Raw genomic sequence first — 21781 nt, 5'->3', positions numbered from 1 at the left:
CTCAGGCCACGAACGTCCGCGGCCCCTCGCCCCCGCCCGAGGCGCCGTCCCGCACCAGCCGCGCCGCCGCGGCGAGCCGGACGGCCGCCTCGTCGGCCACCGCTCCCCCCACGGTGAACGGCAGCCGCACGTACCCCTCGAAGGCCCCGTCCACGCCGAACCGGGGCCCGGACGGCACCCGCACCCCGACCCGCTCGCCCACCTCCGCGAGCCGTGATCCCGACAGGCCCCCGGTACGGACCCACAGGGTCAGCCCGCCCCGCGGCTCCGAGAACTCCCAGTCCGGCAGCTCCCGGCGCACGGCGGCCACCAGCGCGTCCCGGTTCTCCCGCGCCTGCTCCCGCCGGATGTCCACGGCCTGCGACCAACCTCCCGTGCTCATCAGCCAGTTCACGGCCAGCTGCTCCAGCACCGGCGTCCCCAGGTCCGCGTACGCCCGCGCCGCGACCAGACTCCGGATGACGTCCGGCGCGGCGCGCACCCACCCGATCCGCATCCCCGCCCAGAACGCCTTGCTCGCCGACCCGACCGTGATGACCGTGGACCCCGCCGGGTCGAACGCGCAGACGGGCCGGGGCATCTCCACGTCGTCGTCGAGCCACAGTTCGCTCATCGTCTCGTCCGCCACCAGCACCGTCCCGGCACCCCGCGCCGCGTCGACGAGTCCCCGCCGCCGGTCCTCTCCGGCGAGCGCCCCGGTCGGGTTGTGGAAGTCGGCGACGACGTAGGCGAGCCGGGGCGCCGCGTCCCGCAGGACCTGCCGCCACCGGTCCATGTCCCACCCCGCGAGCCCGTCGGCCATGGCCACCGGCACCAGCCGCGCCCCCGCCTCCCGCATGAGCTGCAGGATGTTGGCGTACGAGGGGGACTCCACCGCGATCCGCTCCCCGCGCCCCGCGAAGAGGTGACAGATGGCGTCCATGGCGCCCATGGCCCCGGTCGTCACCATGATCTGCTCGGGCATCGTGGGGATGCCGCGCGCGGTGTAGCGCTCGGCGAGCATGGAACGCAGCGCGGGCAGTCCGGCCGGGTAGTCGCCGTGCGTGTGGGCGTAGGGCGGCAGCTCCTCCAGCGCGCCCTGGACGGCCCGGGTGAGCCAGGGCTCGGGGGCGGGCAGAGCCGCGCAGCCCAGGTCGATCATGGAACCGAGCGCCTCCGGCGGCAGCGGTTCCAGCCCGCGCGCGGGCAGCGGCTTCCCGGCCGGCACGGCCGTCCAGCTGCCCGCTCCCCGCCGGGACTCCAGGAACCCCTCGGTGCGCAGTGCCTCGTAGGCGGCCGCGACGGTCGTACGGCTGACGGAGAGGGCCAGCGCCAGCTCCCGTTCGGCGGGCAGCCGGGCGGCCACCGGCACGCGCCCCTCCAGCACCAGCAGCCGGATCCCGTCGGCCAGCGCCCGGTAGGCGGGCGGGCGCCGGGTGCCGGGGCCGGCGGGGCGTTCCTGCTGCGAGGTGAGCAGCCGTGCGAGCTGGGCCGCTCCGACCGCCGAGGTCCACTGCGCCATGATTCCAGTCCACCTTCCCCGAATTGGCCATGGATGGCTTGACTCTCCAAGCCACAGAGTGTCATGCGTCAGGCCACCGGCACCACCAGGGGGAAGCCTTGTCCGCCGCACCGCACGAGCATCCGCACGCGTCCCAGCCGGACCCGGGCACCCCGCAGGGGCACCGTCCGCCGCCCCGCCGCCTCGGCCGACGGCTGACCCAGCTCTACACCGGACTCGCCCTGTACGGCGCCAGCTCCGCCCTCCTGGTGGAGGCCGGCCTCGGCCTGGAACCGTGGAACGTCCTGCACCAGGGTCTGGCGGAGCTGACCGGCCTGACCATCGGCGTGGTGTCGATCGTCGTGGGCGCGCTGGTGCTCCTCCTGTGGATCCCGCTGCGCCAGCGTCCGGGCCTCGGCACGGTCTCCAACGTCTTCGTGGTCGGCATCGCCATGGACGCCACCCTGGCCCTGGTGCCCGAGGCCCACACCATGGCCGTACGGATCCCCCTGCTCGTCGCGGGGATCGTGCTGAACGGCGTGGCGACCGGCCTCTACATCGCGGCGCGCTTCGGACCGGGCCCGCGCGACGGCCTGATGACCGGACTGCACCGCCGTACGGGACGCTCGGTCCGGCTGATGCGGACGGCCGTGGAGATCGCGGTGCTGGCGACCGGCTTCGCCCTCGGCGGCACGGTCGGGGTGGGCACCGCCCTCTACGCCGTCTCCATCGGCCCGCTGGCCCAGCTGTTCCTGCGCCTGTTCGCCGTCCCCTCGGAATCCGGCAGCACGGTCGTTGCCACCGGGCCTTCGAAGCGAGCCATACTGCCCGGGTGACCGACCGCGTACGCCACCCCTACCTCGACCATCCCGGACCGATCGCCTTCGCCCACCGGGGCGGGGCGGCGGACGGTCTGGAGAACACCGCGGCGCAGTTCCGGCAGGCGGTGAAGTCGGGTTACCGCTACATCGAGACCGACGTCCACGCCACCCTCGACGGCAAGCTGGTCGCCTTCCACGACGCGACCCTGGACCGGGTGACCGACGGTGCGGGCCGGATAATGGACCTGCCGTGGAAGGAGATACGGCAGGCGCGCGTGGCGGGTGTCGAGCCGGTCCCCCTCTTCGAGGACCTCCTCGAAGAGTTCCCCGAGGTCCGCTGGAACGTGGACCTCAAGGCGGAGTCCGCGCTCCACCCGCTCCTCAACCTGATCGCCCGCACCGGGTCCTTCGACCGCGTCTGCGTCGGCTCCTTCTCCGAGGCCCGGGTCGCACGCGCCCAGCGCCTCGCCGGACCGCGCCTGGCCACCTCGTACGGGACCGGCGGCGTCCTGGGTCTGCGGCTGCGGTCCTGGGGAGTGCCCGCCGCCCTGCGCCGCACGGCGGTCGCCGCGCAGGTACCCGAGGCGCAGGCGGGGGTGCCCGTGGTCGACCACCGGTTCGTGCGCGCCGCCCACGCGCGCGGGCTCCAGGTCCATGTCTGGACCGTGAACGAACCGCAACGTATGCACGGGCTCCTGGACCTGGGCGTCGATGGCATCATGACCGATCACATCGACACGCTGCGCAAGGTGCTTGAGGACCGGGGGACCTGGGTCTGACGCCCGCACGCGGCCCGTTCACGGGGAAGCGAGGGGCACGGGTGGGCACCGACACCGTGCGGACGGACTCGGCCGACGAGGCCGCGGACAGACGGCGCGAACAACGCGGCTGGTACTTCTACGACTGGGCCTGCTCCGTCTATTCGACCAGCGTCCTGACCGTGTTCCTCGGCCCCTATCTGACCGAGGTCGCCAAGTCCGCCGCCGACGCGGACGGTTATGTCCATCCCCTGGGCATACCGGTGCGCGCCGGCTCCTTCTTCGCGTACTCGGTGTCGCTGTCGGTGATCCTGGCCGTCGTGATCATGCCGCTGGTGGGTGCCGCCGCCGACCGCACGGGCCGCAAGAAGCCCCTTCTGGGCGCGGCCGCCTACGTCGGCGCGGGCGCGACCGCCGGGATGTTCTTCCTGGACGGCGAGCGCTACCTCCTCGGCGGGGTCCTGCTGATCATCGCGAACGCGGCGCAGTCCGTGGCGATGATGCTCTACAACTCCTATCTCCCGCAGATCGCGCCTCCCGAGGAACGCGACGCGGTCTCCTCGCGGGGCTGGGCGTTCGGCTACGCGGCCGGTTCGCTGGTCCTCGTCGGAAACCTGGTCCTCTTCACCGCCCATGACTCCTTCGGCGTCTCCGAGGGCATGGCCGTGCGTATCTGTCTGGCCTCGGCGGGCCTGTGGTGGGGCGCCTTCACCCTGATCCCGCTGAGCCGTCTGCGCGACCGCCGCGGCCCGGCGGGCGGCGCCGGGGGCGCGGAGGAGAGGACCGCCCCCGGTCTGCGCCAACTCGCGGCGACCGTCCGCGACATGCGCCGCCACCCGCTGACCCTCGGCTTCCTCCTCGCCTATCTCGTCTACAACGACGGCATCCAGACGGTGATCTCCCAGGCCTCGGTGTACGGCTCCGAGGAACTCGGCCTGGAGCAGTCCACGCTCATCGTGGCGGTGCTGCTGGTGCAGATCCTGGCGGTGGGCGGCGCCCTCGGCATGGGCCTGCTCTCCCGCCGCTACGGTGCCAAGCGGACGATCCTCGGCTCCCTGGTCGCCTGGACGCTGATCCTCGGCGCCGGCTACTTCCTCCCGGCGGGCGCCCCCGTCTGGTTCTTCGTCCTCGCCTCGGGCATCGGTCTGGTCCTCGGCGGCAGCCAGGCCCTCTCCCGCTCGCTCTTCTCCCACCTCGTCCCGCGGGGCAAGGAGGCCGAGTACTTCTCCGCGTACGAGATGAGCGACCGTGGCATGAGCTGGCTGGGCCCGTTGCTGTTCGGTGTGACGTACCAGCTGACCGGAAGTTACCGGGACGCGATCATCTCGCTCGTCGCCTTCTTCGTTCTCGGATTCGCCCTGCTGGCAAGGGTTCCGGTACGCCGGGCGATCAGCGACGCGGGCAACCCCGTTCCGGACAGGATTTAGCGCCGGACGCGAAAGGGCTGTAGTGTACGCGTTTGGCCTGCCAGGCGTACCGTTACTGCGCGTCAAAGATGCCGAAACGCTGGGTGACATCTACTGTCAGATGTGACAAACCGGGCGCGGGTGGGTACAACAAGGGCGGCTACGACGGCGACGCACGACCCGAAACGGGACACGGGACGGGAATCTTTACCGCCGACCGGACGTTGACCGGATGACGACGACAGCGACACCTGTCCTGTGGGCGACAAGCCCGGGAGGCACGATTCATGAGTGAGCGAGCTCTTCGCGGCACGCGCCTCGTGGTGACCAGCTACGAGACGGACCGCGGCATCGACCTGGCCCCGCGCCAGGCCGTGGAGTACGCATGCGAGAAGGGGCACCGCTTCGAGATGCCCTTCTCGGTCGAGGCGGAGATTCCGCCGGAGTGGGAGTGCAAGGTCTGCGGGGCCCAGGCACTCCTCGTGGACGGCGACGGCCCTGAGGAAAAGAAGGCCAAGCCCGCGCGTACGCATTGGGACATGCTGATGGAGCGGCGCACCCGTGAGGAACTCGAAGAGGTCCTCGAAGAGCGCCTTGCGGTTCTCCGCTCCGGCGCTATGAACATCGCGGTACATCCGCGAGACAGCCGCAAGTCCGCGTAGCCCCTCCGGGGGCCGGGCGGACACACAGCGCAACCGAAGACCGTGGGCGCCGTACGAACGTGTACGGCGCCCGCGGTCTTCGCTGTGCGCCGGGTCCGTCTGCGGCGCGCTGTCGGGTGCGGGCCCGGTGGGCTTCTCGCGCGGTCCCCCGCGCCCCTGAAGACAGGCCCTGCGGGCCCGAGAAAAGCCGGGGCGCAGCCCCTTGAGGACGGGACCCCTCAGCGGTTCAGCGGCGGACAGGGCCCGGCGGACGGCGGCGCGTCGTCCCGGATCACCTCGCCCTGCACGACCTTCCCGTCGGGCCGCCGCATCCGCGCCTGCTGGAACGCGTCACCGAACCCCCCGGTACTCGCCTCGCGCAGCTTCCGCTCGAACGTCCGCTCCGTGTAGCGCCCGAGCGCCCTCTGCACCGGCGGAATCAGCAGCACCAGCCCCGCCGCGTCGGACACCAGGCCGGGCAGCATCAGCAGCAGACCTCCGAGCATCAGGAACCCGTTGCCCTCGCTCCGCCCGGCGCCCGCAGCGGTCGCGCCCGCACCCCCCTGCTGCTGTTGCAGCGTCTCCGACAGGGCCCGGAACGCCCGCCTGCCGGCCCGCTTGACCACCGCGGAACCCGCGACGAAGCCGGCGACGAGAAGCAGGAACACCGTGAAACCGCCGGCCGCGCCCGCGACCACCGTGAGCAGCCAGATCTCCAGCACCAGCCAGGCGGCGACGCCCAACGGCAGAAACGTGCGCAGCCGGGAACGCCGGGGCCGGGCGGGGTGCGTCGAGGACGGAACGCCAGTCGTCATGCTCCCAGTGTGCCTGGCAGCTGCTCAGCACGGGATAAGGGGATGATCAGGTCTTCTTGTCGTCCCGGCCCAGTACCTTGCCGACCCGCTCCCCCACGCCCCACGCCGTGACCCTCCACAGCGCCTCGACGAAGATGTCGCGGCTCATCTTGGAGTCGCCGTGTTCGCGCTCGACGAAGGTGATGGGCACCTCGACGACGTGGTAGCCGGCCCTGATCGTGCGGCGCGCGAGGTCGACCTGGAAGCAGTAGCCCTGGGAGGCGACCTCGTCGAGGCCGAGCCCTTCCAGGGTCTCGCGGCGGAAGGCCCGGTAGCCGCCGGTCACGTCGCGGACCGGCACGTCGAGCAGGACGCGGGAGTAGAGGCTCCCGCCGCGGGAGATGTACTCGCGCGACTTGGGCCAGTTCACCACGCGCCCGCCCGGGACCCAGCGGGAGCCGAGGACGAGGTCGGCGCCCTTGAGCGCGGTCAGCAGGCGGGGCAGTTCCTCGGGCCGGTGGGAGCCGTCGGCGTCCATCTCGACGAGGACGCCGTAGCCGTGCTCCATGCCCCAGCGGAAGCCCGCGAGGTAGGCGGCGCCCAGCCCTTCCTTGCCCTTGCGGTGCAGCACCTGCACCTGGTCGTCCTCGGCGGCCAGTTCGTCGGCGAGCTTGCCGGTGCCGTCGGGGCTGTTGTCGTCGGCCACCAGGACGTGCGCCTCGGGAACGGCCTTGCGTACCCGGGCGACGATCGCCTTGATGTTCTCCGCCTCGTTGTAGGTCGGAATGATCACCAAGACCGTGCCGAGCGGGCCGAACCGCCTCTCCTGGCCTTCCGCCGCGATCGTCCCGTCGCCGTCGTTCACCACTGCCCCTTCAGTTCCTCCGTGCGCAGAGGACCACCATAGTGGCCACGGCCTGCACGGGAGTGTCGGCCGTGTCCACAGGGGCCTCGATTCGACAGGGGGTGTGCGGGAGCGCGCTCTGCGTAGTCCCGCGCCCCCTCGGCACCACTGTGCCGCCCCCGCGCGACGGAGTACAGACCACGACGGAGTACGGCCGCGGTACCGGGACGTCGACTGCGGATGGGGGCCCGACGCCCTTCGGGCCGACCTGGGGCCCGCTGGCTGCGAGACCGAAAGCCGTTGTCTACTGAGCGTCCGGGCCCCACCCGGGTCGCACCTGTCCGACCTGGCCGGAACGTTCCCTCGCCGGAGCGCGAAGCCTGGGCCTGGCTGCCGGTGGCGGTGCGCCGGTGCGGCACACCAACCCTGACCCAGCGGCGCCCCGACGACCGCGCGGAAGGTTCCCCGGCCGGACGTGCGGTGGTGGACCCGGCAGAACCTACCCGTCTTCTGCGGCAGGCTGTCAACCGCTTCCTGACCTGCGCAGTCGTCCTCCCGTGCCTGGTCGCGGGGCAGGAGCCGCAGGTCGTGCGGCGCGCCGTACCGCCCGGTCCGGTCCGGTGCCGTCCCGGGAGATCACTCGCCCGGCCGTACGAACACCGTGCGTCCGGCCACCACGGTCCGCAGACAGACCGGCAGGTCGCGGCCGGGGCTGAGGTCCGGCAGGCCGGGGGTGCCGGAGCGGGGGTCGGTGGACCAGCGGGCGACGCGGTCGTCGGGGGCCTGGACGACGAGTTCACCGGTCCGCCACACCGCGTAGTCCGCGGGCGCGCCCGGCACGAGGACGCCCGCGTCGTCCCGTCCGACCGCCCGCCAGCCGCCCCGCGTGTGCGCCGTGAACGCCGCGCGCACCGACACCCGGTGCTCCGGCGTGCGGTGGAAGGCCGCCGCGCGGACCGTGCCCCACGGATCGAGGGGGGTGACCGGGCTGTCGGAGCCGAAGGCCAGCGGCACGCCGGCGCGCAGCAGGGCCGCGAACGGGTTGAGGGTGCGGGCCCGCTCCGGGCCGAGCCGCTCGGCGTACATGCCCTCGGCACCGCCCCACAGCGCGTCGAAGGCGGGCTGGACGGAGGCGGTGAGGCCGAGTTCGGCGAAGGCGGCGACACTCTCGGGGGTGAGCATCTCGACGTGCTCGACGCGATGCCGGGCGGCCCTCACCCGGGCCAGGCCGACCTTCTCCGCGGCCGCGCGCACCCCCTCGACGACCGAGGCCACCGCGGCGTCCCCGATGGCGTGGAAGCCCGCCTGGAGGCCCGCCTCGGTGCAGGCGACCACATGGGCGGCGACGGCCGCCGCGTCCAGGTACGCCGTGCCGGTGTGCGGGGCGTCGGCGTACGGCTCGTGCAGGCACGCGGTGTGCGAGCCGAGGGCCCCGTCGACGAAGAGGTCGCCCGCGGCGCCGACGGCGCGGAGGGCGCGCGCCTTGTCGACGTCGCGCTCCGCCCAGTAGCCGACGACGCGCGGACCGGACTCCTCGGCGGCGAGCCGGAGAAGTCCCGTGAAGTCGTCCTCGGAGGAGATCTCGGGGCCCGCGCACTCGTGGACCGAGCCGATGCCGAGCGAGGCGGCGTGGGCGAGGGCGGCCCGCTGCGCCTCGGTGCGCTGTGCGGGGGTGACGGCGCCCAGCGCGGTGGCGCGCACGGCGTGGTGGGCGTCCCGGGTGAGGGGGCCGTCCTCGAAGGCTCCGGCACCCGGCACCAGGTCGAGCAGGGCGGAGCTGACGACGGCCGAGTGGACGTCGATCCGGCTCAGGTAGAGCGGTCGGCCGCCGGTGGCCTCGTCGAGCTCGGCGCGGGTCGGCGGGCGGCCGCCGGGCCAGCGGGCGGCGTCCCAGCCGTGGCCCAGCAGGACCCGGTCGGCCGGACGGGCGGCCGCGAATTCCCGGACGAGAACGAGGGCGGCGTCCAGGGTGGGGGCGGCGGAGAGATCGAGGCCGGTGAGCGCGAGGCCGGTCGCGGTGGTGTGCACATGGGCGTCGGTGAACGCCGGGGTGACCAGGGCGCCTTCGAGGTCGATCACCTCGTCGACGTCGGCGCCGAAGGCGTCGGCGGCGCCCTCGGAGCCGACCCAGGCGACCTGGCCGTGCTCCACGACCATCGCGGTGGCGAACGGATCGGCGGGGCTGTGGACTTCTCCGCCGCGGAGCAGGACGGTCTTCGACGGGGCGGTGCGATCACTCATGAGGACAGTCTCGCGCGTGCCGGCCGCCGCGCCGCACCAGGGCCGTGTCGGCGCCGGGTTCGACGACCGCGGCCGTCAGATCCGCGGCGGTCTGGCCTCGTACGGCGTCGACAGGACGACCGTCGTGCGGGTGGAGACCCCTGCCAGGGAGCGCAGCCGGGCGAGGAGTTCCTCCAGCTCGTGCGGGGTCGCCACCCGGACCTTGAGGATGTAGTTCTCGTCGCCGGCGACGCTGTGGCATGCCTCGATCTCCGGGACGCCCGCGAGGCGTTCGGCGATGTCGTCGGGGGCGCTGGGGTCGAAGGGTTTGACCGAGATGAACGCGGTCAGCGGCAGCCCGACGGCCTCCGGGTCGACGACCGCGGCATAGCCCCGGATGACGCCACGCTGCTCCAGTCGGCGCACACGCTGATGCACCGCCGACGTGGACAGGCCCGTGGCCTTGCCCAGGTCGGTGTAGCTCATCCGCCCGTCCGCGACGAGCAGCTGCACGATCTGTCGGTCCAGCTCCTCCATGGCGCAAGAACCTACAGGGCCGCCGATCTCATTCGGTACCTGAGCGGCGCAGGTCATGCCCGGTTCGTGATGTGACGCGGGGCCGCACATGAGCCGTACGGGTGACAGTCGCGGCGTGTCGGGCATCTGCGACCGGCATGTGACGAAGACCACAGCACTCGAACAGGCTCTGTGATGATCTCGTGATTACCGGCGGGAGCGGGAGGGAAATGCTTGCTGTGGTCGGAGGCCGCAGCGCCTTCACGGCCCAGCCCTAGGGGGAGAATCCCATGCAGAATCCCAAGCGCCCTGGTCGTACCGCACCCAAGCGGCTCCAGGCGGTCGTCGATCTCGAGCCGGAGGGCGTCGAACCGGACGACGAGTTCGACGCGTACGACACCTTCGAGATGTACCGGGTGCTGTGCCCGGACTGCGCTCAGCCCATCGCCCTGCTGTCCGACGAGGACCGCCTGCCCGAGCACGCGCTGGTCGTGTCGCCGTGGAACCCGTTCGGGCTCACGGTCTGCGCCGGTACGGGCCGTTCGGCCGGCGAGGCCCGGCCCGCGGACGAGTCCTTCGCGCCGCAGGCGCAGGAGACCGCCCTGCTGCTGACGCTCCCTCAGGGTCTCGACTGGCGGACACAGCCCTTCTCGCACGTCGGCGGTCCGGGCTCGCGCCCGATGCGCATGCCGGTGATGCGGCATCAGGAGTCCGGTCAGCGCCGAGCGGCCTGACCCCGGGGCCGGTCCGGCCCTCGAAGCGCGCGCCCGACGGGCAGGCTCGTCCTGCCCCGTACGGTGCGGCCGCGAACGCAGAGACGATTTTCCGGAAGGGTGACCAGCCGGCACGCCCGCGCGTTGGCACGGTATGACCCCACCTTTCCCGGTGACCGGGCAACGGCGTCACATCTACGTGCCTGCTTCGGCAGAATCGCTTCCGCAGGGGCCGGCCCAGCCGCAGGACCCGCCCATCTACCGGGCCCTGCTGCGGACTTGGGCCGAAGGAGGCCGCACCCTGCCGGGGCGTCACGATCCGGAGTGGGTGCGGCTGGCGACACCGCCGGGCGGCCTCGACAGGTTCCGCACCCTCGTGGACCCCTTCGGGGCGCCCGACTTCTTCCGCGGCTCCTTCAGCGTGACTCGGGCCCCGCGAGGTGGCGGGCGATGACCATGCGCTGGATCTGGTTGGTGCCCTCCACGATCTGGAGCACCTTCGCCTCGCGCATGTACCGCTCGGCGGGAAAGTCCGCGGTGTAGCCGTAGCCGCCGAGGATCTGCACGGCGTCCGTGGTGACCCTCATCGCGGCGTCCGTGCACAGCAGCTTCGCCATGGCCGCCTGCTTGGAGAACGGACGGCCCGCGTCGCGCAGCCGGGCCGCGGAGAGGTAGAGCGCCCGGCCCGCCTCGGTCTGCGTCGCCATGTCCGCGAGCATGAAGCGCAGTCCCTGGAAGTCGGAGATCGGCCGCCCGAACTGCTGCCGCCCGGTGGCGTAGGCGACCGCCTCGTCCAGTGCCGCCTGGGCCACGCCGACCGCGCAGGCGGCGATGCCGAGCCGTCCGGAGTCGAGCGCGGACAGGGCGATGGCGAAGCCCTGGCCCTCCTCGCCGAGACGCCGGGCGTCACCGACGCGCACGCCGTCGAAGTTCAGCTGCGCGGTGGGCGAGCCCTTCATGCCCATCTTCTTCTCCGGCGCGGCGGCGCTCAGCCCCTCGGCGTCGCCGGGCACCAGGAACGCGGTGATGCCCCGCGAACCCTCGCCGCCCGTGCGGGCCATGACCGTGTAGAAGTCGGCGACTCCGCCGTGCGTGATCCAGGACTTGGTGCCGGTGATCACCCACTCGTCGCCCTCCCGCACGGCCTTCGTCCGCAGGGACGCGGCGTCGGAGCCCGAGGCGGGCTCGGAGAGGCAGTACGCGCCGAGCAGGCCGCCGCCGAGCATCGCCGGCAGATGCTCGACCTGCTGCTCCTTGGTGCCGTAGTTGGCGAGGGCGTGGCAGGCGAGCGTGTGGACGCTCACGCCGAGCCCCACGGTGAGGCGGGCCGCGGCGAGCTCCTCCAGGACCTGGAGATAGACCTCGTACGGCTGGTCGCCGCCGCCGTGCTCCGAGTCGTACGGCAGGCCGAGCAGCCCCGACTCCGAGAGCAGGCCGAAGAGTTCGCGCGGGAACCGGCTCGCGTCCTCCTCCTCGGCCGCGCGCGGGGCGATCTCCCGCTGTGCGATCTCGCGGACGAGCGAGATCAGGTCCCGGGCCTCCTCCGTGGGCAATTGCCGATCCACCGGCTGCGGGGCGCGGTCGGGCATGGCGACGCTCTCCTCCCTGTCGGGCACTGCGGTGGACACGCACGGGGGATGTCGTGGGGCCACCGGGTCTCACGTGCCACAGCCGATGGTCCTCCTCCGGATCACGGAAGCCGCTGATCAGCGGCGGTGGCGCTTGGAGTATGCCCGATCCGGAGCAGCGAGTCACCGGTTAACGAGCGTTCATTCGGACACATTCGGCGGCGCACCGCGGCCCGGGCGGAATTGGTCCGAACCATTGACCCCAGTGGTCTAGTCCTCTACGGTCTCCCCAGCCGGCGCGGCCGTCACGATCCCGCCCGCCGCCCCCGCAGGTCCAGGCAGCACCTTCCCCGTCACGCTCCCCTCCCCCGGAGTCACGATGCTCAGACCGCACAGCCCCCGTTTCCCCGTCAGGACGCTGCTCGCCGCCACGTGTTGCGCCGCGCTCGGCGCCGGACTCCTCGCCGGAGCGGGCACCGCGACCGCCACGCCCGCGCAGCCCGGACCGCGGGCCCAGGCCCCGGCGCGCCCCATTCGAAGGTCGTCGGCTACTTCATCGACTGGGGCATCTACGGCCGCCAGTACTACGTCAAGAACATCGAGACGTCCGGCTCGGCGAAGAAGCTCACCCACATCAACTACGCCTTCGGCAACGTCGTCGACGGCAAGTGCGCGATCGGCGACCCGTGGGCGGACGCCGACCGGCCCTTCAGCGCCGAGGAGTCCGTGGACGGCGTCGCCGACAGCGCGGACCAGCCGCTGAGCGGCAGCTTCAACCAGCTGCGCAAGCTGAAGAAGCTGCACCCGAACCTCAAGATCGTCTGGTCCTTCGGCGGCTGGACCTGGTCCGGCGGCTTCGGTGAGGCGGCGAAGGACCCGGCGGCCTTCGCGGACTCCTGCTACGACCTGGTCGAGAACTCCCGGTGGCAGGACGTCTTCGACGGCATCGACATCGACTGGGAATATCCCAACGCCTGCGGACTCACCTGTGACACCAGCGGCCCGGAAGCCTTCGAGGACGTGATGGCGGCGCTGCGCAAACGATTCGGCAAGAAGGAGCTGGTCACCGCGGCGATCACGGCCGACGCCAAGAAGGGCGGAAAGATCGACGCGGCCGACTACGCGGGCGCCGCGAAGTACGTCGACTGGTACAACCCGATGACGTACGACTACTTCGGCTCGTGGGACACGACCACCGCCCCCCACTCACCGCTGTACCCCTACCCCGGCATCGCCGACAGGTCCTTCAACACCGCCGCCACGATCAAGAAGCTGAAGAGTCTCGGCATCCCGTCCTCCAAGCTGCTGCTCGGCATCGGCTTCTACGGCCGCGGCTGGACCGGGGTCACCCGGTCGGCGCCCGGCGGCACCGCCACCGGGCCGGCCGCGGGCACGTACGAGGCGGGCTACGAGGACTACAAGGTGCTCAAGAAGACCTGCCCGGCCAACGGGGTCGTCGGCGGCACCGCGTACGCCAAGTGCGGTGACGACTGGTGGAGTTACGACACCCCGCGCACCATCAAGGGGAAGATGGCCTACAAGAACGCCCAGGGTCTCGGCGGCACCTTCTTCTGGGAGCTGAGCGGCGACACCCCGGACGGCGAGCTGATCAGGGCCATCAAGTAGCCCTCGTGACACGGGACTCGGGGCGGGGCGGTCTGCAGGCTGCCCGCCCCGGGGGGCCCGGCCGCGGGGCCGGACGCGTTCAGGCGTGGCGCCGGGCGGGCTCGGGCGTGCGGTAGGCGGGGGCGAGTTCCTCGATGGCACGCAGCGAGCCGCCCAGCATCTTGACCAGCAGATCGCGCATGGTGTCACGGGGCAGCTCGGGGCGGGCGATCCAGTCGAGCGTGGCGCCCTCGACCGCGCACACCCAGCCGAACAGGCCCATGCGGGCCACCGGTTCGATGTCGCTCCTGCCGTACGCGCCCTCGGCGATGGTGGCGACCATCGCCTCGCGGACACCGTCCCGGATGGCGTGCACCTGGGCGTCGAAGCCCACGCCGCCGCTGACGATCGTGCGGTAGGCCGCCTGGTTCTCCTCCGCGTAGCGCAGATAGACCTCGATGGTCCGGTGCACCCGGTCCACGGGCGGCAGTTCGGGGCCGCTCGCCGCGAACGTGATCAGGTCGGCGACCGAGTCCTCGACGATCGCGAGGTAGTAGCCGCGCTTGGACTTGAAGTAGTAGTAGATCAGCCCCTTGGCCACATGGGCCTGGCGCGCGATGTCGTCCATGGACAAGGCGTCGTACGACGTGTCGGCGAACAACTTGCGCCCGATGGAGATGAGTTCGGCGCGGCGCGCCATCGAACGGTCGGTGCCGCGGGCCCGCGGCGCCTCGACACCACGCTGCTCACTACTCTTCAATTCCGGTCCTGGTCTCCGACTGCCAGCGGGACAACCGCAGTATGGCAGACCCTCTCCAACCGTTTGTTCGACTCAGATCGACAGAATCGACCGCGGGATCAGGTCACAGCAGACCCAGCTGGGTCAGCAGCATCGCGACCACCACGACCAGGGTCCAGCCCATGAGGTGTTCGACGGTCTTCGGGGCGTCGTCCCGGGGGCCGCCCGTGCCGGTCTGGACACGGTTGGCGGTGACGGAGGTCGCGGTCATGGCGGCTCTCTGGTGTGCTCGGCGGTGCGGTGGCGGCGATCGGTGACGGCGGACGCCTTGCGGCCCGCAGGGCCGTGCACCCCCGCCGTGGTGTCCACCTTGCCACCGGATGGGCGGTTCGCGACCGAGACCTTGGTCACATGCGTGAGCGCGCGAACGGCGCGGCCCCCGGTCGTCCGGGAGCCGCGCCGCGCCCGCGCGCCCGCGTCAGCAGACGCCCACCGCCGCGAGCGCCGCGAGCTGGCGTGGTGTGGGCCGCGCCGGGAAGTAGAGGTAGCAGACGCCGCCGGTGCCGGAGGCGACCTTGCCGGCGGCGTTGTACCGCTTGGTCCGCAGCCAGATGTTCTCCCACTCGCGCCGCCGGTAGACGCGGCGCACCGCCTCGTTGGTCGGCGAGTTCGGGTCGTTGGCGACGACGTCGCCCTCGGCGGTGAAGCCGACCACCGTCATGAGGTGCCCGGCCGTGCCGTATCCCGCGCCCGTCAGCTCCGAGGCGAGGAAGGACTGGGAGGTGATCACCGGGATGCCCGCCGCGATCAGCGTCTCCAGGTCGGTGAGCGAGCCCAGCCGGGTCACCACGCCCTGCATGTCCTTGTAGGTGGCGGCGTACGCGGCGTTGAAGGGCCAGTTGCCGCAGCCCTCGTACTGGTAGTCGAAGGTGAACCGCGCCGCGTGGCACACCTGCGGGTCCGCGAACGCCGGGTTCACCCAGGCCAGGTCCGCGGCACTGGGCTTCCGGCCCCAGAACTCTATGATCATCTGCGAGGAGGTGGGGCTGCACCAGGCCTCGCCGCCGTTGTCGTACTCGGGGTACTGCCCCTTGTGGGTCTCCTGCGAGTAGCGCGGGACGTCCAGTTCCCGGGCGACCCCGGGGACGGAGGCCGGGACGGTGAAGCGGTCGGGGACGTCGGAGCCCATCGCGCCGAGCCGCCACACCGTGGGCGTGAGCCGGGTGCCGGGCGTGCGGTGGAGGGTCAGCCGCAGCCGGTAGGAGACGAGACGCAGCCCGGTGGCGGGGTCGTCGATGGCGAAGGTGTCGGTCCAGATGCTGCTCCGGCCGTCCTCCTGGCCGTCCACGGAGGTGCGCCTGATGTCCTGGTCGCCGGACGCCCAGCGGCCCAGCACGTACCAGGGCGTGTCCGTGCCGTCGGAGTACGTGCCCCGCATCTCGATGCCGATCCAGGTGCCCGCCGGGGTGCCGGCGTTCCAGGACGCGATGACCTCGGTCGCGGGGGCGGTGAGCCGGTGGACCGGGGAGGTCCAGGTCGCGTACTCCCAGGTGGCCGTCCGCCCGGTGTGCGGGTCGGTGTGGTCGAGTGTGCCGAGCGGGGTCCCGACCACCAGTCCCGGGCGTTCCCCCGCCTTGGCCCGGGTGCCCTCGTGGCCGCCGGAGCGCCAGTCGGTGTAGGTGGTCCAGGCGTGGTAGTCGGACAGGCGTTCCGGTGCTGGTGCGCGACGGGCGAGGGCTGCGCCCCGGCCGCTCGTGGTGTCGGCCACCGCCCGGGCCGGTGATGCGCCCGCCGCGGCGGTGGCGGCGACGGTGACGGCTGCGGTCAGGACGGTTCTGCGGGACGGCTCGGAAAGGCTCGTCATCTGCGGGAGACCCCCAGTGATCTCTGAAGGAACGGTTCAGACGCACGGCTGTTCGCCCACTATGAACGGCGGACGACGGCTTCTGCCAGCACCTCGCGCCTCGCCACGCCCGCCAATATTGGTCGACACCTCTGGCATGCTCCGACCTCGCGCCACGGTGTTGAATCCGGGTATGCACGCCTCCCCCGCACCCATGGACCCGGCCGTCGCGGCGCTCGCCGCCCGGCTGCGACGGCTGCCGCCCTCCTGCGGGCCGGTCCGGCTCGTCGGGGTCGACGGGCACGCCGGCTCCGGGAAGAGCACCTTCGCCGGACGGCTCGCCGACGCGCTCGACGGCGCCCCGGTGCTGCACCTCGACGACGTCGCCACGCACGAGGAACTGTTCTCCTGGACCGGGCGCCTGCTGGAGCAGGTGATCGAGCCGCTCGGGAACGGCCGGAGCGCGCGCTGGGCCCCGTACGACTGGCGTGCGCGGGCGTTCGGCCCCGCTCGTGTCCTGCCGCCCGCGCCCGTGATCGTCGTCGAGGGGGTGGGCGCGGGCAGGCGTGCGCTGCGACCGCATCTCGCGGCACTGGTGTGGATGGAGTTCCCCCGGGAGGCGGCCTGGGCGCGGGGGCTGGCGCGGGACGGGGCGGAGCAGAGCGAGTTCTGGGACGGCTGGGTCCGGGCGGAACGCCGGCACTTCGCCGAGGACCCTTCTCGGCCTTTCGCCGGTCTGCTGATTCGGCCGGGAGACACGGGGTACGAGGTGCTGCCGGGACCTGCGACGACTCCAGGATCCGGACCTTCCCTCACTCAGGGTGACGGACCATCCGCAATGTGCTGAACCTGTGAAGGCGGCTGTCCGAGAAGTGCCCCGAGAGCCCCAACTCGGCTTGACCCAGGGGCCGTACAGGTCTTACGTTCTCAATGTGCGGTCCTCGGCGACCGCCCTCACACACGAAGCCCCCGGTTGTTCCCCCGTGATCGGGGGCTTCGTTCTGCCCTTTTCCGGCTCTACCGGAACCCCGGGGGCACGATTCCTTCACCCTCGGTCACCGTCCGCGACGCACCCCGTCCGCTCCCACCTCCTCGGACGAGCACGGCGGCACCCTTAGAACGGCGACCGACCCGCAGGTACGATGCCCAAGGTGCGACCTTCGGACGGCTGCAGCAACGCTCCGGCGCAACTCCCGTCCGCTGCACAGCGGTTCGACGAAGGCTGCCGACGGGCACCGGCCCGTTCGGTTTCCAGCGGGGGCACGGTTTGTGGGGGACGTGATGGACTTCGGCTCGCGGGGCCCCGAGGCACCGGCCGACCTCGCCTGGCTGCGAGGCGTGGACGCCTACACGATGGGCGCCTATCCGCAGGCGGAGGAGGAGTTCCGCGCCGCGGTGCGGATGGATCCCGGGATGGCCGACGGCTGGCTCGGGCTGCACGCGCTGCGGGTGGACACGACGACCGCGCTGCTGAGGATGTTCCGGCACCGCGAGCGCTTCGGCGAGCAGCGCTCGCGCCACCGGCGGACCCTCAACTCCTGGTACTGGCTGGGCTGGTGGGTGCAGCCGGTGCTGGAGAGCCCGCGCGATCTGCTCCTCGCGCACGCCTCGCACTGGCTGGACGGCCGCCATGTGCCCGAGCTGGACCGGGCGCTCGCGGGACTGCCGCCGGTCGACGCGGACCACCAGGTGCGCTTCCTGCACGCCTGCCGGGCCTATCTCGTCAAGGACTGGGAGCAGTTGGTCCGGCACACCGATCCGCTGCTCGACGACCCGCTGCTGGGGATCGAGGCGGGCCTGTTCGGCGGGATGGCCCGGGTCCGGCTGGAGACGTACGGCCAGGCCGAACCGCTGCTGTCCGCCGCGCTGATGCGCTGTCGCAGCGAACAGCCGCAGCGCAAGGAGCTGCGCTACTGGCTGGCGCGGGCCCACGAGGGCACCGGGCGCAGCGCGGCCGCGCTGCCCCTGTACCGGGCGGTGCACCGCGTCGACCCCGCCTTCATGGACACCTCGGCGCGGCTGGCGGCCATCGCCGAGGGCGACGGGTACGACGACGACGCGAGCGACTTCGCCGCGATCGCGCTCGCCGGGATCGGGCAGGACGTCCTCGACGGCGACGGGCTGGAGCCGTTCTTCGACGCCGAGGGCCGGGACCTGAAGGTCTCCGACCCCGGGCTCCCGCCGTCGGGCGGGCTGCCGCCCGAGGCCGGCGACACCTTCGTACGGGAGAAGTCCGTGGTGCCGGTGGAGCCGCTGTCGCTGCCGGCCGGGCCGACGGACCCGGAGCTGCTGGAGGAGGCCCTCGCGGAGCTGGAGCGGATGGTCGGCCTTGAGCCGGTGAAGCGGCAGGTCAAGGCGTTGTCCGCGCAGCTGAACATGGCACGGCTGCGGGCGGGCCAGGGGTTGCCGGTCCAGCCCCCCAAGCGGCACTTCGTCTTCTCCGGGCCGTCCGGGACCGGGAAGACGACCGTGGCGCGAATACTGGGCCGGGTCTTCTACGCGCTCGGGCTGCTGGGCGGCGATCACCTCGTCGAGGCACAGCGGGCGGACCTCGTGGGCGAGTACCTCGGGCAGACCGCCGTGAAGGCCAACGAGCTGATCGACTCCGCGATCGGCGGCGTGCTGTTCGTGGACGAGGCGTACTCGCTGTCCAACTCCGGGTACGGCAAGGGCGACGCGTACGGCGACGAGGCGCTGCAGGTGCTGCTGAAGCGGGCCGAGGACAACCGGGACCATCTGGTCGTGATCCTGGCCGGCTATCCGGAGGGCATGGACCGGCTGCTGGCGGCGAATCCCGGTCTGTCCTCCCGGTTCACTACCCGGGTCGACTTCCCCTCCTACCGGCCGCTGGAGCTGACCTCCATCGGGGAGGTGCTGGCGGCGGAGAACGGGGACGTGTGGGACGAGGAGGCGCTCGACGAGCTGCGGTCCGTCTCGGGGCACGTCGTCGACCAGGGATGGATCGACGAGCTGGGGAACGGGCGGTTCCTGCGGACGCTGTACGAGAAGAGCTGCGCGTACCGGGATCTGCGGCTGTCGGGGTATCCGACGATTCCCACGCGGGACGATCTGTCGACGCTGCGGTTGCCCGACCTGATGCAGGCGTACGGGGAGGTTCTGTCGGGGCGGGGGCCCGGGGAGCCCTCGGCCATGTGAGGAAGACATCGGGGCTCCGCCCCGGACCCCGTTCGCGTGGTTCCCCGCGCCCCTGACGGGGCACGGGGAACCACGCGGAATCAGCTTGCGAGGGCCTCCGTCGGGGATTCGCTGCCCCTCGGTTCCGTCACCCGGGGCGGCTGGAGCTCGCGGTGGGCCGGGTCGCGGACCTCGCCGACCAGGAGCTCCAGGACGTCCTCCAGGGCCACCAGGCCCAGCACCTTCCCGGACGCGTCCGCCACCTGGGCCAGATGCGTGGCGGCCCGCCGCATGACCGTCAGCGCGTCGTCCAGCGGGAGTTCCGCGCGGAGGGTGGTCATGGGGCGCCAGACCTGCTGGGGGACGGCGCGCTCGGAGTCCTCCAGATCGAGGACGTCCTTGACGTGCAGGTAGCGGCCCATGAAGGCGCCGTTCTCCGCGATCACCGGGAAGCGGGAGTAGCCCGTGCGGGCGGTCAGGGCGACGACCTGGGCGGGGGTCACCGAAGGGGCCACCGTCACCAGGGAGTCGCGCCTCAGCAGGACGTCCGTCACCGGGCGGGAGCCCAGCTCCAGCGCGTCCTCCAGGCGTTCCTGCTCCTCGGGGTCGAGCAGCCCGGCCTGGCCGGAGTCCTCGACCAGCCGCACCAGCTGAACGCTGGTGAAGACCGCCTCGACCTCGTCCTTGGGCTCGACGTGGAACAGCCTCAGCACCAGACGGGCACAGGCGCCCAGACCGGCCGTGACCGGCTTGCACAGCCGCGCGAAGGCCACCAGCGCCGGGCTGAGCCACAGCGCCGTCTTCTCCGGCGCCGCCATCGCCAGGTTCTTCGGCAGCATCTCACCGATGACCAGGTGCAGGAAGACGACGACGGCGAGCGCGATCACATAGCCCAGGGGATGGATCATGCCGTGCGGCAGCCTGATCGCCTCGAAGACGGGCTCCAGCAGCTTCGCCACCGTCGGCTCGGCCACCGCGCCCAGCGTCAGCGAGCAGACGGTGATGCCGAACTGGGCCGCCGCCATCATCTGGGGCAGGTTCTCCAGGCCGTAGAGCACCTGGCGGGCCCGGGTGGTCCCGAGCGGCTCGATCTGGCTGCGCCGGACGGAGACGAGGGCGAACTCGGCGCCGACGAAGAAGCCGTTGGCGAGCACGAGGAGCAGGGCGAAAAGGAGTTGGATCAGGCTCATCGGGCCGCCTCCGCGAGCGGGACGGAGTCCGTGGCGGCCGCGGTGCGCACGAGGCGTACGCGCTCGGCCCGGTAGTGCCCGACCTGCCGTACCGCGAGACGCCAGCCGGGCAGTTCGGCCCTGTCGCCGGGCGCGGGGATACGGCCGAGGAGGTCGGCGACGAGCCCGGCGACCGTCTCGTACGGGCCCTCCGGGACGTCCAGGCCGATGCGCTGGAGCACGTCGACCCGGCAGCTGCCGTCGACGTCCCAGGCGAGGCGGCCGTCCTCGGGCGGGGCGGCGGCGAGTTCGGGCCGCTCGTGCCCGTCGTGCTCGTCGCGGACCTCACCGACCAGTTCCTCGACGATGTCCTCCAGGGTCACCACCCCCGCCGTACCGCCGTACTCGTCGACGACGACGGCGATGGGCTGCTCGCTGCGCAGCCGGGCCAGCAGCGGCTGCACCGGCAGTGACTCCGGGACGAGCAGCGGGGCCTTGGCGATACGGCCGACCGGGGTGTGCAGCCGTTCGTGGGCCGGGATCGCGAGGGCGTCCTTGAGGTGGGCCATGCCGACGATCTCGTCGATCCGCTCCCGGTAGACGGGGAAGCGGGAGAGACCGGTGGCCCGGGTCAGGTTGACCACGTCCTCGGCGGTGGCCGACGACTGCAGGGCGCTGACCTTCACCCGGGGTGTCATCACGTTCTCCGCGGTCAGTTCGCCCAGGGAGAGGGTGCGGACGAAGAGGTCGGCCGTGTCCTGTTCCAGGGTGCCGGCCTGGGCCGAGTGCCGGGCGAGGGAGACCAGCTCGCCGGGGGTCCGGGCGGAGGCCAGCTCGTCGGTCGGTTCGACGCCGAAGGCGCGGACCAGCCGGTTGGCGACCGCGTTGAGCGCGGCGATGACCGGGCGGAACAGGCGGGAGAACACATGCTGCGGGCCCGCGACGAAGCGGGCGACCTGCATCGGCTTCGACACCGCCCAGTTCTTGGGCACCAGCTCGCCGATGACCATCTGCACCGCGGAGGCCAGCAGCATGCCGACGACCACGGCGATCCCGGAGACCGCGCCTTCGGGTATGCCGAGGGCGGTGAAGGGGCCGTGGAGTATCTCCGCGAGCGCCGGTTCGGCGAGCATGCCGACGACGAGGGAGGTGATGGTGATGCCGAGCTGGGTGCCGGAGAGCTGGAACGACAGCTCCCTGAGCGCGCCCACCACCTTGTGGGCCCGGCGGTCACCCTCGGCGGCGGCCTTCTCGGCCTCCGCCCGCTCGACGGTCACGAGGCCGAACTCGGCGGCCACGAAGAAGCCGTTGGCGAGGATCAGCAGGAACGCGGCTCCGAGGAGCAACAGGGGGATGATCATGCCGCCGCCTCGATGCGTCGAAAGGGGGCGGCGCAGGTACTACAGGACGATCCGTCCATCGCTGGAAGGAGTCACTCCTCGAACTAGCAGGGAGCCTCTGCCTTCCGGGGGCCGGAACGGCAGAGGCGGAGGCGCGACGAAAACGTCTCCGCCAACAGATTAATCAAG

General features: G+C 72.1%; 18 protein-coding genes and 1 pseudogene. 8 read left to right on the top strand and 11 right to left on the bottom strand.

Annotation, left to right across the window (positions count from 1 at the left end):
* Position 1: 1 nt before the first annotated feature.
* Positions 2 to 1501 carry an SCO1417 family PLP biosynthesis transcription factor gene (locus tag SCAB_RS36330; protein ID WP_013005094.1) on the bottom strand — a complete coding sequence of 500 codons (1500 nt, stop codon included), beginning with the start codon at positions 1499 to 1501 and terminating at the stop codon, positions 2 to 4.
* 98 nt (positions 1502 to 1599) lie between these two features.
* On the opposite strand from SCAB_RS36330, the gene yczE reads away from it, so the two are divergent.
* The 4 genes from yczE to SCAB_RS36310 all read left to right on the top strand — a co-directional run bounded on the left by yczE (position 1600) and on the right by SCAB_RS36310 (position 5127).
* Positions 1600 to 2316 carry a membrane protein YczE gene (gene yczE, locus SCAB_RS36325; protein WP_013005093.1) on the top strand — a complete coding sequence of 239 codons (717 nt, stop codon included), beginning with the start codon at positions 1600 to 1602 and terminating at the stop codon, positions 2314 to 2316.
* On the top strand, positions 2313 to 3080 hold the full coding sequence (locus SCAB_RS36320; protein WP_013005092.1) for a glycerophosphodiester phosphodiesterase: 768 nt from the start codon (positions 2313 to 2315) through the stop codon (positions 3078 to 3080). The genes yczE and SCAB_RS36320 overlap by 4 nt, the downstream gene beginning before the upstream one ends.
* A 41-nt stretch (positions 3081 to 3121) precedes the next feature.
* Entirely contained in the window at positions 3122 to 4486 is a 1365-nt protein-coding gene (locus SCAB_RS36315) for an MFS transporter (RefSeq protein WP_013005091.1), read from the top strand.
* 266 nt (positions 4487 to 4752) lie between these two features.
* Positions 4753 to 5127: an RNA polymerase-binding protein RbpA gene (locus tag SCAB_RS36310; RefSeq protein ID WP_003977404.1), complete on the top strand. Its 375-nt coding sequence runs from the start codon at positions 4753 to 4755 to the stop codon at positions 5125 to 5127.
* 218 nt (positions 5128 to 5345) lie between these two features.
* Here the strand turns inward: SCAB_RS36310 and fxsA are convergent, their stop codons facing one another.
* The 4 genes from fxsA to SCAB_RS36290 all read right to left on the bottom strand — a co-directional run bounded on the left by fxsA (position 5346) and on the right by SCAB_RS36290 (position 9501).
* Positions 5346 to 5921, bottom strand: coding sequence for an FxsA family membrane protein (gene fxsA / locus SCAB_RS36305; protein WP_013005090.1), 576 nt, complete (start codon positions 5919 to 5921; stop codon positions 5346 to 5348).
* 46 nt (positions 5922 to 5967) lie between these two features.
* Positions 5968 to 6765: a polyprenol monophosphomannose synthase gene (locus tag SCAB_RS36300; protein ID WP_037725784.1), complete on the bottom strand. Its 798-nt coding sequence runs from the start codon at positions 6763 to 6765 to the stop codon at positions 5968 to 5970.
* A gap of 615 nt (positions 6766 to 7380) precedes the next feature.
* On the bottom strand, positions 7381 to 8985 hold the full coding sequence (locus tag SCAB_RS36295; RefSeq protein WP_013005088.1) for an amidohydrolase: 1605 nt from the start codon (positions 8983 to 8985) through the stop codon (positions 7381 to 7383).
* A gap of 75 nt (positions 8986 to 9060) precedes the next feature.
* Positions 9061 to 9501 carry an Lrp/AsnC family transcriptional regulator gene (locus SCAB_RS36290; RefSeq protein WP_005485572.1) on the bottom strand — a complete coding sequence of 147 codons (441 nt, stop codon included), beginning with the start codon at positions 9499 to 9501 and terminating at the stop codon, positions 9061 to 9063.
* Between the two features lie 269 nt (positions 9502 to 9770).
* Here SCAB_RS36290 and SCAB_RS36285 point away from each other — a divergent pair, with 269 nt between their 5' ends.
* Positions 9771 to 10214 (top strand): hypothetical protein, encoded by a 444-nt coding sequence (locus SCAB_RS36285; RefSeq protein ID WP_013005087.1) that lies wholly within the window; start codon positions 9771 to 9773, stop codon positions 10212 to 10214.
* A 395-nt stretch (positions 10215 to 10609) separates the two neighbouring features.
* Here SCAB_RS36285 and SCAB_RS36280 read toward each other — a convergent pair whose 3' ends face one another.
* Complete coding sequence (locus SCAB_RS36280; RefSeq protein WP_041670057.1) at positions 10610 to 11782, bottom strand: acyl-CoA dehydrogenase family protein; 1173 nt, start codon at positions 11780 to 11782, stop codon at positions 10610 to 10612.
* 358 nt (positions 11783 to 12140) lie between these two features.
* On the opposite strand from SCAB_RS36280, the pseudogene SCAB_RS36275 reads away from it, so the two are divergent.
* Positions 12141 to 13387, top strand: a pseudogene (locus SCAB_RS36275) (glycoside hydrolase family 18 protein).
* A 79-nt stretch (positions 13388 to 13466) separates the two neighbouring features.
* On the opposite strand, the gene SCAB_RS36270 reads toward SCAB_RS36275, so the two are convergent.
* The 3 genes from SCAB_RS36270 to SCAB_RS36265 form a co-directional block, all read right to left on the bottom strand.
* Positions 13467 to 14066: a TetR/AcrR family transcriptional regulator gene (locus SCAB_RS36270; protein ID WP_037725783.1), complete on the bottom strand. Its 600-nt coding sequence runs from the start codon at positions 14064 to 14066 to the stop codon at positions 13467 to 13469.
* 163 nt (positions 14067 to 14229) lie between these two features.
* A complete protein-coding gene (locus SCAB_RS46695) occupies positions 14230 to 14376 on the bottom strand; it encodes an SCO1431 family membrane protein (RefSeq protein ID WP_013005082.1) in 147 nt (48 codons plus the stop codon).
* 207 nt (positions 14377 to 14583) lie between these two features.
* Entirely contained in the window at positions 14584 to 15969 is a 1386-nt protein-coding gene (locus SCAB_RS36265; protein WP_013005080.1) for a peptidase C39 family protein, read from the bottom strand.
* A gap of 172 nt (positions 15970 to 16141) precedes the next feature.
* On the opposite strand from SCAB_RS36265, the gene SCAB_RS36260 reads away from it, so the two are divergent.
* Entirely contained in the window at positions 16142 to 16795 is a 654-nt protein-coding gene (locus tag SCAB_RS36260) for a uridine kinase family protein (protein ID WP_013005079.1), read from the top strand.
* Positions 16796 to 17229: 434 nt separating this feature from the next.
* On the top strand, positions 17230 to 19104 hold the full coding sequence (locus tag SCAB_RS36255) for an AAA family ATPase (protein WP_037725727.1): 1875 nt from the start codon (positions 17230 to 17232) through the stop codon (positions 19102 to 19104).
* A gap of 80 nt (positions 19105 to 19184) precedes the next feature.
* Here SCAB_RS36255 and SCAB_RS36250 read toward each other — a convergent pair whose 3' ends face one another.
* Positions 19185 to 20273: a hemolysin family protein gene (locus SCAB_RS36250; protein ID WP_013005077.1), complete on the bottom strand. Its 1089-nt coding sequence runs from the start codon at positions 20271 to 20273 to the stop codon at positions 19185 to 19187.
* The gene (locus SCAB_RS36245) at positions 20270 to 21613 is read right to left on the bottom strand and encodes a hemolysin family protein (RefSeq protein WP_013005076.1); all 1344 of its coding nucleotides are present in this window, start codon (positions 21611 to 21613) and stop codon (positions 20270 to 20272) included. Before SCAB_RS36245 ends, SCAB_RS36250 begins: the two co-directional genes overlap by 4 nt.
* Positions 21614 to 21781 lie beyond the last annotated feature (168 nt).

Origin of the sequence: Streptomyces scabiei 87.22 (genome assembly GCF_000091305.1) — a bacterium.
GTDB classification, from domain to species: domain Bacteria; phylum Actinomycetota; class Actinomycetes; order Streptomycetales; family Streptomycetaceae; genus Streptomyces; species Streptomyces scabiei.
Note: the sequence above shows the minus strand (reverse complement) of the source record. Positions and strands in the feature narration are given on the sequence as shown.